The organism is Stenotrophomonas sp. CASM114, from assembly GCF_049384325.1.
In the GTDB taxonomy this organism is placed as follows: Bacteria; Pseudomonadota; Gammaproteobacteria; order Xanthomonadales; family Xanthomonadaceae; genus Stenotrophomonas; species Stenotrophomonas muris.
Window position 1 is genome coordinate 226325 of sequence record NZ_JBMRGJ010000005.1, and the last position, 16141, is coordinate 242465.

The 16141-nt window shown below is 68.2% G+C and carries 13 protein-coding genes; 5 read left to right on the top strand and 8 right to left on the bottom strand.

All coding sequences use genetic code 11. The annotated features are described in order from the left end of the window. Window positions 1-4: 4 nt before the first annotated feature. The 5 genes from VG566_RS08225 to VG566_RS08245 all read right to left on the bottom strand — a co-directional run bounded on the left by VG566_RS08225 (window position 5) and on the right by VG566_RS08245 (window position 4994). Window positions 5-1414 carry a Y-family DNA polymerase gene (locus VG566_RS08225; protein WP_046431214.1) on the bottom strand — a complete coding sequence of 470 codons (1410 nt, stop codon included), beginning with the start codon at window positions 1412-1414 and terminating at the stop codon, window positions 5-7. Between the two features lie 9 nt (window positions 1415-1423). Further along, complete coding sequence (imuA, locus tag VG566_RS08230) at window positions 1424-2038, bottom strand: translesion DNA synthesis-associated protein ImuA (protein WP_014647509.1); 615 nt, start codon at window positions 2036-2038, stop codon at window positions 1424-1426. Between the two features lie 219 nt (window positions 2039-2257). Continuing rightward, the gene (locus VG566_RS08235) at window positions 2258-3265 is read right to left on the bottom strand and encodes a cyclase family protein (protein WP_049418880.1); all 1008 of its coding nucleotides are present in this window, start codon (window positions 3263-3265) and stop codon (window positions 2258-2260) included. 35 nt (window positions 3266-3300) lie between these two features. Continuing rightward, window positions 3301-3951, bottom strand: a complete 651-nt coding sequence (locus VG566_RS08240; protein ID WP_014647507.1) for a DsbA family oxidoreductase — start codon at window positions 3949-3951, stop codon at window positions 3301-3303. 92 nt (window positions 3952-4043) lie between these two features. Beyond that, a complete protein-coding gene (locus VG566_RS08245; RefSeq protein WP_241884040.1) occupies window positions 4044-4994 on the bottom strand; it encodes a LysR family transcriptional regulator in 951 nt (316 codons plus the stop codon). A gap of 132 nt (window positions 4995-5126) precedes the next feature. On the opposite strand from VG566_RS08245, the gene VG566_RS08250 reads away from it, so the two are divergent. Further along, a complete protein-coding gene (locus VG566_RS08250) occupies window positions 5127-6017 on the top strand; it encodes a sterol desaturase family protein (RefSeq protein WP_032960191.1) in 891 nt (296 codons plus the stop codon). Between the two features lie 9 nt (window positions 6018-6026). Here the strand turns inward: VG566_RS08250 and VG566_RS08255 are convergent, their stop codons facing one another. Together VG566_RS08255 and VG566_RS08260 are read right to left on the bottom strand one after the other, a co-directional pair. Beyond that, window positions 6027-6731, bottom strand: a complete 705-nt coding sequence (locus VG566_RS08255; RefSeq protein WP_164110542.1) for an AraC family transcriptional regulator — start codon at window positions 6729-6731, stop codon at window positions 6027-6029. Window positions 6732-7002: 271 nt separating this feature from the next. Next, on the bottom strand, window positions 7003-7437 hold the full coding sequence (locus VG566_RS08260; RefSeq protein ID WP_014647503.1) for a VOC family protein: 435 nt from the start codon (window positions 7435-7437) through the stop codon (window positions 7003-7005). A gap of 337 nt (window positions 7438-7774) precedes the next feature. On the opposite strand from VG566_RS08260, the gene VG566_RS08265 reads away from it, so the two are divergent. After that, window positions 7775-10570 carry a beta-glucosidase family protein gene (locus VG566_RS08265; RefSeq protein WP_241884039.1) on the top strand — a complete coding sequence of 932 codons (2796 nt, stop codon included), beginning with the start codon at window positions 7775-7777 and terminating at the stop codon, window positions 10568-10570. A gap of 99 nt (window positions 10571-10669) precedes the next feature. Here the strand turns inward: VG566_RS08265 and VG566_RS08270 are convergent, their stop codons facing one another. Then, a complete protein-coding gene (locus VG566_RS08270; RefSeq protein ID WP_423172690.1) occupies window positions 10670-11566 on the bottom strand; it encodes a LysR family transcriptional regulator in 897 nt (298 codons plus the stop codon). Window positions 11567-11671: 105 nt separating this feature from the next. Between VG566_RS08270 and VG566_RS08275 the strand changes: the two genes are divergently transcribed. The 3 genes from VG566_RS08275 (at window position 11672) to VG566_RS08285 (ending at window position 15521) form a co-directional block, all read left to right on the top strand. Then, window positions 11672-13030 (top strand): MFS transporter, encoded by a 1359-nt coding sequence (locus VG566_RS08275; RefSeq protein ID WP_142234901.1) that lies wholly within the window; start codon window positions 11672-11674, stop codon window positions 13028-13030. Further along, window positions 13030-13416, top strand: a complete 387-nt coding sequence (locus VG566_RS08280; RefSeq protein WP_014647499.1) for a DUF4440 domain-containing protein — start codon at window positions 13030-13032, stop codon at window positions 13414-13416. The genes VG566_RS08275 and VG566_RS08280 overlap by 1 nt, the downstream gene beginning before the upstream one ends. A 194-nt stretch (window positions 13417-13610) precedes the next feature. After that, window positions 13611-15521: a CocE/NonD family hydrolase gene (locus VG566_RS08285; protein ID WP_241884038.1), complete on the top strand. Its 1911-nt coding sequence runs from the start codon at window positions 13611-13613 to the stop codon at window positions 15519-15521. The last annotated feature ends 620 nt before the right edge of the window (window positions 15522-16141 follow it).

Sequence of the window (16141 nt, forward strand, 5' to 3'; positions counted from 1 at the left end):
CGGCTCAGCCGAACCAGCCGTGCAGCATCCACGGCGCATGCGGATCGTTGCGCTCACGGAAGGCCCAGCCGCGCTGGCCGTGTGCGGTTTCCACCACGTAGTAGTCGCGGCGTGCGTCGGCCTGGTCCCACCAGCCCGATTCGATCCGCTCCGGCCCGGCGACGATGCGCAGGCGCGGGTCACGCAACGGTTGTGGGGTGTCCAGCAACCAGCCGGGGCGCAGTGGCCAGTACGACGGGGGCTTGGCCGGTGGCTGGGTGCCACTGGCGCGTTCGGGGCGATGGTCGGCCTGCACCGCCAGCGGCTGCACGGCGTCATCACCCAGCCGCGCACGCAGGCGCTCGCGCAGCTGGTTCCAGGGCATCGCCTGCGCCGGCCGGGTATCGAACAGGTCGCGCGCGGCGGGCACGAACGGTGGCAGCTGCTCGGCCTGCAGGCGCAGTGCGCGGCTGCCGGCCGGCAGGGCGAACGCTTCCATGCGGTTGCGTGCGATCTCGAACAGCAGCGCAGGATCGCGTTCGGGGGCCAGCAGGCCGATGGTCAGCACGCTGGCCGGCAGCAGGTCGTGCTCGAAATGCAGGTCGAAGCGCTGCACGCCGCCATCGCGCGAACACAGGAAGGCGGCCAGGTCCAGCAGCAGGCGGCGCAGCGGGAACAGCAGGGCCTGGCTGGATTCGATCTCGTATTCGAATTCGATGCGCGCATCGAAACGGTCCGGTGGCTGGTAGTAGCGCAGCGGCGCGGTGGGCAGGCCGCGCAGTGCATCCAGCTGCTGCAGTACCTCCGGTGCGAAGCGCCGGGCCAGGCTGTCACGCGGCAGCTCGAGCACCGCACCCAGCGTGCGCAGGCCGGAACGGCCGAGCACGGTCACCGCGTCGCTGGGCAGGCCGCAGCGCGGCAAGGGTAGCTGCGCCAGTGCCGCTGGCAGCTGCTGCGCATCGATGCCGAGGCCGTCGTGGACGTTGGCCAGCACGCGCGCGGCATGCGCCGTGGGCGCGGCCACCAGGCGGTGGCGGAAACCGAGTTCATGCAGTTCGTTGCGCAGGCGCTTTTCGATCGTCAGCCAGTCACCGAACAGGGCACGGCTGGCGCCGATCTCCAGCACCAGTGCATGCGGGAAATCGAGGCTGACCTGCGAGCTGTAGGCGTAGGCCCAGCTGGCCAGCAGCTGCCGGGTGTGCTGTTCCGCGTCAGGGTCGTAGTCGTGCAGGTGCATGTCCTGCACCAGCACCTGCGCGGCCGACAGCAGCATGCCCGGGCGCAGCCCTGCTGCGCGCGCGGCCGGGCTGACCGCACGCAGCACGCGGCGCTGCGCTGGGCCCTGCAGCAGCACCAGTGGCCGCTGGGGGTCCGGCTGCAGGCGCAGCACGCTGTCCAGCGCCAGCTGCGGCAACAACAGGCAGGCCCAGTGCATGGCGCGGCCTCAGTGGGTGATGGCCAGTGGCAACGGCTGCGCGGGTGGCAGGCCGCCACGGCACTTCAGCACCCTTACCTGGCCGTGGTCGAGCTGCAGGCGCAGGCTGGCCGGGGAGGGGTTGCGCGCTGCCTGCGCCTCGCGGAACACGAAGCCCAGGCACTGGCCGCTGTCGGCGGCGACCTGCAGCCGGCGCAGGGCGCGATCGTCGGCCTGGTGCGGCCAGCACAGCACCGCCGCGCAGGCCGCAGAGCGCAGGCATTGTTCGGCCGCCCACAGCGCCTGCTTCGGCGCAGCGTGGATGATCTGCAGCTGGGCCAGATCCAGCCCGGCCGCGGCCCAGGCCGGGGCATGCGGGCGATAGGGTGGGGCGACCAGCACGATCGGGCGGTCGCGCTGGCTCAGCCTGGCCAGCGCCGGCCAGACCAGGGCCAGTTCGCCAACGCCCGGCGCCGCCTGCAGCACCTCGCACAGCCCGCTGGCCGGCCAGCCGCCGCCGGGCAGGCGTGCGTCCAGCGCCGGGTGGCCGCTGGCCAGGTGGTCGCTGGCCGGCCCCTGGCGGGCCGGGCCGCGCCACAACTGGCGGCCGTCCAGCAGCCGGTCGAGGGCGACGACGGCGCCCATCAGCCGGTCCTCCAAGGGAGGCGCCGGGTGGGCTGGAAGCGGCAGGAATGGGCGGAAACGACAGGCATGGAGCGAGTATCGGCGGGCTGGTATCAGGGGCTGAGACCAGACATGCTACTCGCCTTGTGAGTATAATTACTAATGAAATTGGCGGGCCGGGTTTCAGGTTGCTGAAGTGGGAAAGGAGTGCCGAGCCAGGTCGGCACCCACAGGGCCCGGTTACGGGCGGACCGGCAGCGCGACCGGGCGCAGCGGCGCGGCATCGCCGCCGCGGATCTTCAGCGGGCCGCCGATGAAGGCGAACTCGTAGACCTTGTCGCGGGCCAGTTCATCCAGCGCCACCAGTTCGATGATCGGCGCGCCCTGCTGGGCCAGCAGGTAGGTGTGCAGCGGCACGTAGTCGTCGGCCACCTCCGAGGGGAAGGTCTCGAAGCTCAGGTTGTCGGCGCCGACGATCATCGCGCCGCTGTCCTCAACCAGGAAGCGCGCCGCGTCCAGGCCCATGCCCGGCGGGTTGGCCATGTAGGCCTTGGGCTGTTCGAACAGGCGCATGCGGCCGGTACGGATCAGCACCACATCGCCCTGCTGCAGCTTCACCCGCTGGCGTGCCAGCGCATCCTTCAGGTCCTGGCGGGTGACGCGGTAGCTGTCCGGCAGCATGTCCACGCCCTTGGCGGCGGCCACGTCGATCAGTACGCCACGCGCGATCAGCGGCGGGAATTTCTCGATGCCGGTGACATTCCAGCCACGATCGCCGAGATGCTTGTCGGCCTCGAAGCCGTTCCAGATCTTTCCGTGGATGCCAAAGTGGTTCAGCGCATCGATGTGGGTGCCGGTGTGGCTGTACATCGAGAACGCGGTGCCGGTGTAGCTGCGGGTGAGGTTCATGCTCTCGCCCACGCCCATCGGATCATCCATCACCGTGCCGCGCGGGGTGTGGGTCATCCAGAACTGGTAGTGCGGGTCGCCGGCGTCCTGCCAGCTGGGCATGCCGACGTAGTAGTCGGTGGCCAGGTCATAGGCCTTGCCGCCGCTGACCCGCGACAGGATCGCCGCACGCGAGGCTTCGGTGATCAGGTTGAGCCGGCCGATCTCGTCCTTCGGCCCCCAGGGGCTGGTGCCGACCTGCTGGCCGGAGGGAACGCGTTCGTGCGCGGACACGGTGGTGGACGCCGCGGTGCCGGCCAGCAGCAGGGCCAGCGCGCTGGCCAGGATACGTGGGGTCATGGGGGAATCTCCTTGCAGGGTGGGGAGGGTGCGGCTCAGGCCGCGACCAGGGGCGCCAGGGCCTGGCGCAGTTGCGGCAGCGGCAGGGTCTGCAGGCGCAGGCCGTTGCCGCCGATCACGGTGGGAATGGAGCGGATGCCGAGGGCAGCGGCGTCGGCACGATCGGCCTGCACGCGCTGGCGTACTGCGTCGCTGCGCATGTGGTCAGCGAAGGCACCACGGGGATGGCCCAGTGATTCGGCGATATCCAGCAGCACTTCGGCGTCGCCGATGTTGCGGTGCTGGTGCAGGTGCGCCCATTGCACCGCGTCGAACATTGCGCCATGGGCATCATTGCCGCCGATCAACCCTGCGGCCTGGCAGGCCAGTGCGCCGAGCCAGCCGGAGGGATATTCGAAGTCCTGTGCGCGCATGCCTTCGATATCGATGCGCGCGCTGTCTTCATGCGCGGCGCAGTCGGTCCAGTGGCGCAGGATGATCGCCTTGGCGCGCTCCATCGAGCCGAACACCTCGACCATCTGCGCGCGCGAGTCCTGCAGCACGAAGCTGCGATGGCGCACCTGGATGCCGAGTTCGGCCGAGACCTGCTGCAGGCGCGGGGCCAGCACGAAGCACCAGCCGCAGACCACGTCGTGGAAGAAGTCGACCACCGGCGCGGCGGTGGCGGGGGAAGGAACGGGAGACATCTGCCTGCCATCGGTGAGAGGGGAGGCGGCAGATTAGGCAGCGCGGCGGGGCCGAAACAGCGCGCCGTGGGCAGCTCAGTTTTCGCTGGCGGTTACGAATCCAGGCCGGCGCAGCGGGGCAGCTCGGCGTGCAGGAAATCGATGAAGGCACGCACCTTGGGTTGCAGGTGGCGCGACGTGGGATAGACCGCATGCACGAAGCGTGGCGGATAGCGGTGGTCGGGCAGCACCTGTTGGAGTTCGCCACGGGTCAGCGCTGGTGCCGCCAGGAACGAGGGCAGGGCGCCGATGCCCATGCCGGCCACCAGCAGGTCGCGCAGCAGCAGGCTGTTGTTGACGGTGACGCGTGCCGGCAGGGTGATGGTCACCTGCCCATCCGGGCCGAGCAGCGGCCAGCTGCCGGGGGAGTCGGACAGGCTGTAGGCCAGCACACTGTGCACCTGCAGATCGTCCACCGACTGCGGTGCTGGACGCTGCCGCAGGTAGGACGGGGCAGCGCACAGCACCTGTTGCAGCGAGGCAAGCCGGCGCGCCACCAGTCGCGAGTCGTCCAGCTCGGCACGCAGCCGCAACGACACATCGAAACCCTCACCGACCGCATCAAGCAGGCGATCTTCCATCACCAGGTCCAGCGACAGCTGTGGATGCTGTTGCAGGAAGCGTGGCAGCAGCGGCGACAGCGTGCTCAGTGCGAACGACTGCGGTGCATTGACACGCAGGCGCCCGGCCACCTCGCCACGCTGTTCGGCGATGCCACGTTCCAATGCGTCCAATTCGTCGAGCAGGCGGCAGCATTCGCGGTAATAGGCGTGGCCGGTCTCGGTCAGGCTCATGCGCCGCGTGGTCCGCTGCAGCAGCACCACGCCCAGGTGCGTTTCCAGCGCGCGCAACTGCTTGCTCAGCCCGGCCGGCGACATGCCCAGGTCTTCGGCAGCGCGGGCCAGCCCGCCGCGTTCGACGATGCGGCGGAAGGCGCGCATCAGGTTGAAGGAATCCATGCCGGTACCGGGCGCGATGAGGGCGCCATTGTAGATCCACGCCATCCGTGGGTGGGGGAAACGCGGTGTCGGCCAAAGGGGGGATATCCACCGAGGCGGGGCGGGTTGCGCCGTTTGTTCAAGCCCGCAACCGTCGTGCCGCGCCAGCATGCAGGCCCCTCATGTTCCGGGTTGCCCATGAAACACTGGATCCTCCGCCTGTATGCCCCGTTGTTCCTGCTCGGTTTCGTTGCCGCCGCCGTCGTCTGGGTCGGCCACCTCCATGGCGATCCGCTATGGCTGCTGGCCTTGCTGGCGGTCGCCATCGCGGTTTCGTTCGCTGCCGAACGTGCCTGGCCGTATGACCCCGCGTTCAACCACGACCACGGCGACAGTCTGCGTGACACCCTGCATGCACTGGTCAACGAAAGCCTGAACCTGCTGTCGATCGCTGCGGTGCCGCTGCTGGCAGCGCTCCTTCCGTGGCAGCTGTGGCCGCTGCAGTGGCCGTTCGTTCTGCAGGTACTGCTGGCCATCGTCTGCGCCGACCTTGGCATTACCCTGGTGCACTACGCCAGCCATCGCATCGGCTGGCTGTGGCGGTTGCACGCGGTGCATCACAGCGTCACCCGCATGTACGGCTTCAACGGCTTGATGAAGCATCCGCTGCACCAGGCGGCCGAAGCAGTGGGCGGCGTACTGCCGCTGCTGCTGTTGGGCCTGCCGATGCCGGTGGCTGCGGTGCTGGCCTTCGCCATTGCCATCCAGCTGCTGCTGCAGCACTCCAACGTGGACATGCGCCCGGGCCTGCTGGGCCGGGTGATGGCGTGGGCACCGCTGCACCGCTTCCACCACATGCGTTACGGCACCGCTGGCGACGTCAACTTCGGCCTGTTCCTGACCGTCTGGGATCACCTGCTGGGAACCGCCTTCGATGCGCCGGGCTATCGGCTGCAGCAGCGCGACCTCGGCATCGGCAGCCAACCGGACTATCCGCGCGATTATCCGGGACAGCTGCTGGCGCCGTTCCGCGAACTGCCGCACGGCGAGGTGCCGGAGCTGCCGGAAGGTCTGCGCAGGCGCGGATGATGGGCCGTGTCAGGCCGCGTGAAGCTGCAGGCCCTGCAGCTGCGCGGCACCGATACCGAACATGCGGCGCAGGCTGCGCGACAGATGGGCCAGATCGGCGAATCCAGCGGCATGCGCACTGTCGGTCAGGGTGTGCCCGCGCAGATGATGCATGAGTGCGCGGCGCAGCCGCTGCCACAGCACCCAGCCGCGCAGGGTCACCGCCAGATCAGACTGGAAACGCCGGTGCAGCTGGCTGGCCGAGAGGTGCGCGGCTTCGGCAATGTCGGCAGCCGGCACCGGGCCGGGCAGGTGCTGGGCAATACGGGCCAACGCCGCCTGCACGCGGCGGTCCAGCGGCTGTGGGCGGCTCAACCGTGGCAGCCAGCCGTGCAGTTCCAGCGCGTTGCCCGGCAGTGCGTGCAGGTATTGCTGGATCTGTGCGGGATTGGCATGCGTCGGCTCAAGGAACACCGTGCAGCCTGCTTCTGGCGCTAACAGGATCGCGTGCGGCTGGAATGATGGCAGCCACAGTCGCTGGCCTTGCTGCTGCACGCCATCGACCTCGACCTGCCAGGCTGCGCCGTCGCTGAGCAGCAGTTGATGGGCGTAGTGCGCGTGCGCGGCGCTGTCACCGGCATGACCCTGCAGCACGGCCACGTGAGCATCCAGCAGCAACGTGCCATTCCAGGGCAGGGTGGGGGAGGACATTGAGGGATTGTAGATCCACGCCATGCGTGGATGAATCTCCATCGAAATCAAATATTTCGACAATGAAACGAAGAGCATCCACGCATGGCGTGGATCTACCGCAGGTTGCGAGAAATTGTTGAAGGCGGGGTGGGTCCGTTGGCGGGGGCGTGAGCGCCATGGATGGCGCGACCGAGCCTCCAGGGACGGATTCACGGCGTCCCCCGCCAACGGACCCACCCCGCCTACCCACAGGAGCCCCGCTGTTGCTTTGGCCGTTGCCTCTGCGGGTGCCGGGCGCAGCCCGGCCGTCCCCTCACCGCCCGTGCGGATCCGGCCGGTGATGCACGTATTCAACCACGGTGCCATCGGGATGCACCGCATTGAACGCCGCCCCGGTCGGGACTACCTGCAGCGGGAAGATGATCTCGGCGCCGGCGGCGACCAGTTTGTCGTGATAGGGCCGAACATCATCGACCAGCAGTGTCCCCGTGGTCGAAGTGAACGGGGCCAGTGCCGCCTGGCTGCCTTCGATCAGCAGGAAGGCGCCGACCATCGCCAGGCGCAGCCCGGCTTCCGGGAACGGGAACCCCGCATCGGCTACCACGCCCTGCAACTGCTCGTAGAACGCCACGCTGCGCTCCAGCTCGCCCGGGGCCACGAACACCCGGATCAGCACGCGCGGTGCGCGCTGGCTGGAGGTGTCACATCGGTCGCGCCAGAGATGATCGAAGTCGCGATGTACGGTCATGGGCTCGATTCGTGGCCAGGGATCTCCATTATCAGCAGCCTCGCGCGGCGCGCTGATGACCGCCAGTGATGGCCTGATAACCATTGGCCGGGTTGCCCCTGTGACTTAGGTCCTGTTGACAGGTGTGAACGCCCTCGCACAATCTTCACAGGATTGGGTCGCCCTGCGCGGCCCGGGCAGGCAGGTTGTCACGCCGGGAGGAGGGTCCCGCGCGCAGACCGGCCCGTCCATCGGCCTGCGGGGCGTTGCCTGGCAACCCCTGCGCGGCATGAACGCTGCACCCTTCGGCGGCACTTTCCCTGGACCGATTGCCTTGGCAACGGAATTACGCCTGCCGATGAAAACGTTTACAAAACCGCTTGCACTGTCTCTGGCCCTGTCTGCCGCACTGGCCGCTCCGGCCTGGGCCGACCCGGCCGCGTTCACTGTGCTGACCCTGGAACAGGCGCCCCACGCCGAGGCGATGCCGGCGCTGGCCGCGCAACTGAAGAGCCTGAAGGTGGACGCGGTGAGCGTGCGCCAGGTGCAGCGCGGCATCGGCCAGGTCGATCCGCTGCAGGTGCTGGCCGATGGCCTGGGCTACGAGTACCGCTTCATTGCCGCCGGCAAGGACGATGGCCAGACCCAGCGCGGCCAGGCTGTTCTGACCCGGCTGCCGATCGCCGCTGAATCCGGCCCCGACCAGCCGGGCCTGAACTACCTGCGCCTGGACGATGGCCGCCACACTGTGGCGGTCTATACCGATGCCGGTGCAGGTGCGGCGCAGCTGCCGGCGCTGGTCACCCGTTCGCGGCTGGGTGCACCGGCGGTGCTGCTCGGCGCGGTGGCCGGTGAATCGGCCAAGGCCGCAGGCTTCGATCCGGCGCGTGTGGCGCTGGAAGCCGATGCCAGCTATTTCAGCGACGGCTTCCAGGCCGCCAGCAGCGCGCCGTTCAAGGTGGAAGGCAGCACGCTGCGTGCCACCCTGCTGACCCTGGCCTATGCCGCCGACAAGCACGGCGACACGCCGTGGATGGACACCACGCTCAACGCCGATGCGCGCGCTGCGCTGCTGCTGAAGGCGATGACCGAGGATGAGAAGTTCCAGATGCTGCACAGCTACTTCGGGCTGGGCAAGGACGGCGGCCCACTGCCGGAAGGTGCGGTCGGTTCGGCCGGCTTCGTGCCGGGCGTACCGCGGCTGGGCATCCCGTCGCAGCAGTCGGCCGATGCCGGTGTCGGCGTGACCAATCCGGGGGGCATCCGCCCGGGCGACTTCGCCACGGCGATGCCATCGGGCCCGTCCACCGCATCGAGCTGGAACCGCGAAGTTGCCTTCGCCGGTGGCGCCACGATGGGCCGCGAGGCGTGGCAGCAGCGCTTCAATATCCTGCTGTCGGGCAGCGTCAACCTGCAGCGTGACCCGCGCAACGGCCGCAACTTCGAGTACGCCGGCGAAGACCCGCTGCTGGCCGGCTCGATGGTTGGCGCGCTGATCCAGGGCGTGCAGAGCCAGCACGTGATCTCCTCGATGAAGCACTTCGCGCTGAACGACATGGAGACCCGTCGCAACTTCCACGACGTGCGCATCGGCGAACAGGCCATGCACGAGTCGGACCTGTTGGCCTTCGAGATCGCGCTGGATGCCGGTCGCCCGGGCGTGGCGATGTGCTCGTACAACAAGATCAACGGCACCTACGGCTGCGAGAACGGCTACCTGATGAACCAGGTGCTGAAGCAGGAATGGAAGTTCCCCGGTTTCGTGATGTCCGACTGGGGTGGCGTGCACAGTGGCTCGAAGGCTGCGCTGGCCGGCCTGGACCAGCAGTCGGCCGGTGAGGTGTTCGACGCGGCGGTGTTCTTCGATGAACCGCTGCGCCTGGCCGTGCATGGCGGCGTGGTGCCGCAGGCGCGCCTGAACGACATGGTGGCGCGCATCCTGCGCACGATGTTCCTGCATGGCAACTTCGACAACCCGCCGCAGCACCAGAAGGTGGATGCCGAGGCCGGCTTCGCCGTTGCCCAGCGCACGGTGGAGGAGGGCAGCGTGCTGCTGCGCAATGAGGGCAACCTGTTGCCGCTGGCCGACAGCGTGAAGCGCATCGTCATCATCGGCGGCCATGCCGACAAGGGCGTGATCGGTGGCGGTGGTTCATCGATGGTGGGCGTGACCGCCAAGGGCACCAACGCGGTGCCCGGCGTGATGCCGACCACCTGGCCGGGCCCGGTGATCTTCCATCCGTCCTCGCCGCTGGAATCGCTGCGTGCGGCGCGCCCGGACACGACTATCACGTATGTGGATGGCACCAACGCCGCTGCTGCGGCCAAGGCGGCCGCGCAGGCGGATGTGGCCATCGTGTTTGCCACGCAGTGGGCTGCCGAATCGGTGGACCTGCCGGACATGCAGCTGCCGGACAACCAGGATGCCCTGATCTCGGCAGTGGCCAAGGCCAACCCGAAGACCGTGCTGGTGCTGGAAACCAACGGCCCGGTGCGCACACCGTGGCTGGCGCAGGTGCCGGCGATGCTGCAGGCCTGGTACCCGGGCATCCGCGGTGGCGAAGGCATTGCCGCACTGCTGACCGGCCAGGTCAATCCGTCCGGTCGCCTGCCGGTGACCTGGGTGACGGACGAATCGCAGCTGCCGCGCCCGCACATCGACGGCCTCGGCTTCAAGCCGGCCAAGCCGTTCGGTGATGTGTTCGATTTCGATATCGAAGGTGCCAACGTCGGCTACAAGTGGATGGCGGCCAAGGGCCTGACCCCGACCTTCGCCTTTGGCCATGGCCTGTCCTACACCTCGTTCGCCTATGACAACCTGAAGGTGAGCGTGGAAGGTTCGCGCCTGGTCGCCAGCGTCGACATCCGCAACACCGGCAAGCGCGCCGGTGCCGACGTGGCCCAGCTGTACCTGAAGCTGCCGGCCGGCAGCACCACGCCGATCCGCCTGATCGGCTATGACAAGGTGACCCTGCAGCCGGGCGAACAGCGCCGCATCCGCATCGAAGCCGAGCCGAAGACGCTGGCCCACTACGATGCACAGGCGCGCCAGTGGAAGATCGACGGTGGCACCTACCAGGTGCAGCTGTCGCGCAACGCCGCCGAACCGCTGCAGACGGTGGACGTGCAGCTGGTGGAGCAGGTGCTGCGCTGAGGCTTGAAGGCACGGCCCGCAAGGGCCGTGCCTGAAAAAAGGGGACGGAGGGGATTAAGTCGTTTATGCATAAACGACTTAATCCCCTCCGTCCCCTTTTCATATGGCGAACCACCCGCGCAGGAAATCGATCAGCTGCCGCACCTTCGGCGAGGGCTGCGTGCTGTGCGGGTAGACCGCGTACACGCTCTGCTGCGGGAAGCGGTGCTGGCGCAGCACCGGGCGCAGGCGGTCCTGGGCCAGGTCGTCCTCGATCAGCCAGCGTGGCAGCACAGTGACCCCGGCGCCGGCCACGGCGAAGGCGCGCAGGCTGCTGGCACCATCCACGCGCACCACTGCATTGCCCGGGTTGGTGGCAAACAAGGCATCGCTGCCGTCGGGCGCGACCACCGGCACGTCGGCCAGGCGCGGGTAACCCAGGCGGGGCAGGGTGCCCAGTTGCACGGGGTCGTTGGCCGCATCGGCAGAGGGCAGGCGTGCCAGCAGGGACGGAGCCGCCACCGCGCACAGCGGGTGCCGTTCCAGTTCACTGGCATGCAGGTCCGAATCGGGCAGACGGCCGAGACGGATCGCCAGGTCGAAGCGCTCGGGAATCAGGTCTGCCGGCGCGGGAGACGTGGACAGGTGCAGCTGCAGGGCCGGATGCCGCGCACGGAAGGCTTCCAGTGCGGGAATCAGGCGAAGCTGCGCGTACTCCGGGGTGGTGGTCAGGCGCAGCACACCCTGCAGCTGGTGCTGGTCGCGCCGCGCGGCATCGATTGCCGCCTGCGCGGCATCCAGCGCCTGTACGCAGTGCTGCAGGAACTGTTCGCCAGCGTCGGTCAGGGCCAGGTGGCGGGTACTGCGCAGCAGCAGGGTCACGCCCAGCTCCTGCTCCAGCCGTTTCAGGTTGAAGCTGACCACCGCACGGCTCAGGCCGAGCCGATCGGCCGCTGCGGTCAGGCTGCCGGCCTCGACCACGGCACGGAAGATATCGAAGCGATCGAGGCTGACCATGGCGATTCATTGTCAAAACAGATTTGACAGTGTTGCAGGTGTTGTCGTGTTTTTCCAACAAAGCCCGGACGGCATGCTGGACGCTTCCTTGCTGGAGCGCCGCCGATGCCGTCCCCCCGCCTGCGCCATGAGGCGATCTTCCTGCTGGTGTTCGCCCTGGATCTGGTCAACATGTTCATCGCCACGGTGGCCTATCCGGCACTGGCAGCGGAACTGCACGCTGATGTCGGTACCCTGGCCTGGGTGGGCACCGCCTACATGCTGGGCCTGAGCGTGGTGATTCCGCTGGCGCCCTGGTTGGCCGCGCGCTGTGGTGAGCGTCGCCTGCTGCTGGTGGCGTTGCTGTTGTTCGCGGTTGCCGCTGTGCTGGCCGGCGCCGCACCGGGTATCGGCTGGCTGCTGGGCTGGCGCCTGCTGCAGGGGCTGGCCGGTGGCCTGCTGATTCCGGTGGCACAGGCGGCAGCGTATCGACAGTGCACGCCGGACCAGCGTGGCGCGCTGACCCGCCGCATCCTGCTGGTGGCGCTGCTGGTGCCCGCACTGGCGCCGGCGCTGGGCGGGTTGCTGGTGCAGTGGTTGTCCTGGCGCGGCGTGCTTTGGGCCAGCCTGCCGTTGGCGGTGGTGGCGATCAGCCTGGTGCTGGCCTGGATGCCGGCCGATGGCGCGCGCAGTGCGCCGCGCCTGCAGGCCTATGCGCTGTCCACCGCGATGCTGGCGCTGGGCGCGCTGCTGCTGGCGTTGACCTGGCTGGGTGAACCCGGCCATCGGGCCGCCGGTGCCGTACTGCTGTTGATCGCAATGCTGTTGGCGGCGGCCCACCTGCGGCATGCACGGCAGCAGGCGCAGCCCCTGCTGCGCTGGTCGCTGCTGTCCCATCGGGGCCTGCGCCTGGCGATGCTGGTCTATCTGGCAGTGCCCGGTGTGTTCATCGGCAGCCAGCTGGTCAGTACCCTGCAGCTGCACCAGGCCGGTTACAGCGCGGCACGCATCGGCGCGTTGATGCTGCCCTGGGCGCTGGCCTCGGCCATTGCGATCACGGCCAGCAAGCGCCTGCTGGCGCGCTTCGGCCCGGCCACGGTACTGCGTACGGGCATGCTCCTGCAGGCCAGCGGCCTGCTGTTGATGGCGCTGCTGCCGCAGCCGGCCTTCGCGTTGGCCGGGCTGCTGTTCGCGCTGATGGGCGCCGGCGGCAGCCTGTGCAGCAGCACCGCGCAGACGCTGGCCTTCCATGGGGTCGAGGGCGAAGCATTGGGCGATGCCAGCGCACTCTGGAACCTCAACCGCCAGCTCAGCTTCTGCCTGGGCACCGCGGCCATCGCGCTGCTGCTGGCATTGGCCATGCAATGGTTGCCGGCCCACGCCACCGGCATGGCGCTGGGTCTGGCCGCGGTACTGACCCTGCTGCCGATGGCGCTGCTGCGCCGGCCGCAGTTGCTCACCCTTTCGCAACCGGAGAACATCTGATGGATACCACCGCAGAACATGAAATCCACCACCTGCACGACAAGCTGCAGGCCTGGTTCCGTGCCGATGTCGGCGCCGATGCGCTGGAGGATCTGATGGCGCACTTCAGCGCGGACTTCAGCATGGTCGGCATCGCGGGTCGCCGATTGGATCGGCAAGCCGTGCAGGCGTTGTTCGCGGGCGGTCACGGGGCGCGCCCCGGGCTGCGGATTTCCATCGACGCCGTGCACGCGGTGGAAGCGCCTTCACCGCTGGCGGTGCTGCGCTATCGCGAAGGGCATTCGCTCGATGGCGGCACGCCTGCATGGCGGGAGTCACTGGCGGTGCTGCGGCAGGAAACCGGGCGCTGGCGCTGGCTGGCCCTGCATGAAGTGCCGGTAGCCTGACCGGTAGTGCCGGCTGCTGGCCGGCAACCGCGTAACGCGCCGCAGGATCATGAAGTTGCCGGCCAGCGCAGCGGCAACGCAGGCACATGTGCCATCAGTCCTGCCTGCATCCACCGCAGAATGCAAAGCCCGCACACACTTCATGGCTCGAGGCAGGAGTAGGCTTGGAGCTTTCCTGCCGGGAGGGGTTGTCCATGCGTGTGCGTGCCGTCGCTGTAGCCATTGCCCTTTGCCTGTCCAGCGCCGTGCTGGCCGCCGATACCCCGCCGATGACCCCGGACATCAGCGGCAAGCCCTTCGTTGCCCCCGATGTCGGTCGTGACTACGACAAGCGCGTGGTGATGGTGCCGATGCGTGATGGCACCAAGCTGTATACGGTGATCGTGGTGCCCAAGGGTGCCCGCAATGCCCCGATCCTGCTGACCCGCACCCCCTACGACGCTGCTGGCCGTGCCAACCGCAGTGACTCGCCGCGCATGCGCGACCTGCTGCCACAGGGCGACGAGGTGTTCGTCGACGGCGGCTACATCCGCGTGTTCCAGGACATCCGTGGCAAGTACGGCTCCGAAGGCGATTACGTGATGACCCGGCCGCTGCGCGGGCCGTTGAACAACACCAGGGTGGATCACTCCACCGACGCCTGGGACACCATCGACTGGCTGGTGAAGAACGTGCCGGAGAGTAACGGCAAGGTCGGCATGCTCGGCTCGTCGTACGAGGGTTTCACCGTGGTGATGGCGCTGACCGACCCGCACCCGGCACTGAAGGTGGCCGCGCCGCAGAGCCCGATGGTCGATGGCTGGATGGGTGACGACTGGCTCAACTACGGTGCGTTCCGCCAGGTCAACTTCAACTATTTCGCAATGCAGACCGAGAAGCGCGGCAAGGGCACGCCGCTGCCCAGCCTCGGCTATGACGACTACAGCACCTTCCTGCGCCTCGGTTCGGCCGGTGACTACGCGAGTTTCACCGGCGTGGACCAGCTGACCTGGTGGAAGAAGCTGGTCGAGCACCCGGCCTATGATGGCTTCTGGCAGGGCCAGGCGTTGGACGCGGTGATGGCCAAGACACCGTTGAAGGTGCCGACCATGTGGCTGCAGGGCCTGTGGGACCAGGAAGACATGTGGGGTGCCAACCACGCCTACCAGGCGATGGAAGGGCGCGACAGCGGCAACAACCGCAACTATCTGGTGATGGGCCCGTGGCGGCACAGCCAGGTGAACTACGGCGGCAGCGAGCTGGGTGCGCTGAAGTTCGATGGCGATACCGCGCTACAGTTCCGTCGCGATGTGCTCAAGCCGTTCTTCGACCAGTACCTGGTGGATGGCGCGCCGACGGCCGATACGCCGCCGGTGCTGATCTACAACACCGGCGAAAACCACTGGGACCGCCTGAAGGGTTGGCCGCGCAGCTGCGACAAGGGCTGTGCCGCCAGCAGCAAGCCGCTGTACCTGCGCGCCGGCGGCAAGCTGGCGTTCCAGGCACCGGCGGCGGGCGAGGGGGACTTCGAGGAATACGTGTCCGACCCGGCCAAGCCGGTACCGTTCGTGCCGCGCCCGGTCCGCTTCGGCGACCGCGACATGTGGACCACCTGGCTGGTCAAGGACCAGCGCTTCGTCGATGGCCGCCCGGACGTGTTGACCTTCATCACCGAACCGCTGACGGCGCCGCTGCGCATCGGCGGCGCACCGGTGGTTCACCTGCAGGCCTCGACCAGTGGCACCGACAGCGACTGGGTGGTGAAGCTGATCGACGTGTATCCGGACCAGGAAGCGTCGACGCCGGAGATGGGTGGCTACGAGCTGCCGGTGTCGCTGGCGATCTTCCGTGGCCGTTACCGCGAAAGCTTCAGCGATCCGAAGCCGCTGGCCGCCAACCAGGTGCTGCCGTACCGCTTCGACCTGCCCAACGCCAACCACACCTTCCAGAAGGGCCATCGGGTGATGGTGCAGGTGCAGTCCAGCCTGTTCCCCCTGTATGACCGCAATCCGCAGACGTACGTGCCGAACATCTACCTGGCCAAGCCGGGCGATTACCAGAAGGCCACGCAGCGGGTCTGGCACAGCGCGGCGCAGGCCAGCTACATCGATCTGCCGGTGTATTGAGGTTGATGAGGTACGCCGGGTGCGCGATGCCCGGCGGCGGTAGTGCCGGCCGCTGGCCGGCATCCGCGACGGCGCGAGAGCATGTCGACCAAGGTCGACACCTACCGGGGCTGAGTCATGGCATGTCGAATCAGGCGGCTTTGGTAGTGCCGGCCGCTGGCCGGCATCCGCGACGGCGCGAGAGCATGTCGACCAAGGTCGACACCTACCGGGGCTGAGTCATGACATGTCGAATCGGGCGGCTTTGGTAGTGCCGGCCGCTGGCCGGCTACCGCGACGATGCAGGAGCGTGTGGACCAAGGTCGACACCTGCCAGGGCTGAGCCATGGCATGTCGAATCGGGCGGCTTTGGTAGTGCCGGCCGCTGGCCGGCATCCACGACGGCGCGAGAGCATGTCGACCAAGGTCGACACCTACCAGGGCTGAGCCATGGCATGTCGAATCAGGCGGCTTTGGTAGTGCCGGCCGCTGGCCGGCATCCGCGACGGTGCAGGAGCATGTCGACCAAGGTCGACACCTACCGGGGCTGAGTCATGGCATGTCGAATCAGGCGGCTTTGGTAGTGCCGGCCGCTGGCCGGCATCCGCGACGGCGCGAGAGCATGTCGACCAAGGTCGACA

Bases quoted from the DNA above. Each gene is read 5' to 3' on its own strand.
- VG566_RS08225 (WP_046431214.1), bottom strand. From the start codon at position 1,414: ATGCACTGGGCCTGCCTGTTGTTGCCGCAGCTGGCGCTGGACAGCGTG.
- imuA (WP_014647509.1), bottom strand. From the start codon at position 2,038: ATGGGCGCCGTCGTCGCCCTCGACCGGCTGCTGGACGGCCGCCAGTTG.
- VG566_RS08235 (WP_049418880.1), bottom strand. From the start codon at position 3,265: ATGACCCCACGTATCCTGGCCAGCGCGCTGGCCCTGCTGCTGGCCGGC.
- VG566_RS08240 (WP_014647507.1), bottom strand. From the start codon at position 3,951: ATGTCTCCCGTTCCTTCCCCCGCCACCGCCGCGCCGGTGGTCGACTTC.
- VG566_RS08245 (WP_241884040.1), bottom strand. From the start codon at position 4,994: ATGGCGTGGATCTACAATGGCGCCCTCATCGCGCCCGGTACCGGCATG.
- VG566_RS08250 (WP_032960191.1), top strand. From the start codon at position 5,127: ATGAAACACTGGATCCTCCGCCTGTATGCCCCGTTGTTCCTGCTCGGT.
- VG566_RS08255 (WP_164110542.1), bottom strand. From the start codon at position 6,731: ATGGCGTGGATCTACAATCCCTCAATGTCCTCCCCCACCCTGCCCTGG.
- VG566_RS08260 (WP_014647503.1), bottom strand. From the start codon at position 7,437: ATGACCGTACATCGCGACTTCGATCATCTCTGGCGCGACCGATGTGAC.
- VG566_RS08265 (WP_241884039.1), top strand. From the start codon at position 7,775: ATGAAAACGTTTACAAAACCGCTTGCACTGTCTCTGGCCCTGTCTGCC.
- VG566_RS08270 (WP_423172690.1), bottom strand. From the start codon at position 11,566: ATGGTCAGCCTCGATCGCTTCGATATCTTCCGTGCCGTGGTCGAGGCC.
- VG566_RS08275 (WP_142234901.1), top strand. From the start codon at position 11,672: ATGCCGTCCCCCCGCCTGCGCCATGAGGCGATCTTCCTGCTGGTGTTC.
- VG566_RS08280 (WP_014647499.1), top strand. From the start codon at position 13,030: ATGGATACCACCGCAGAACATGAAATCCACCACCTGCACGACAAGCTG.
- VG566_RS08285 (WP_241884038.1), top strand. From the start codon at position 13,611: ATGCGTGTGCGTGCCGTCGCTGTAGCCATTGCCCTTTGCCTGTCCAGC.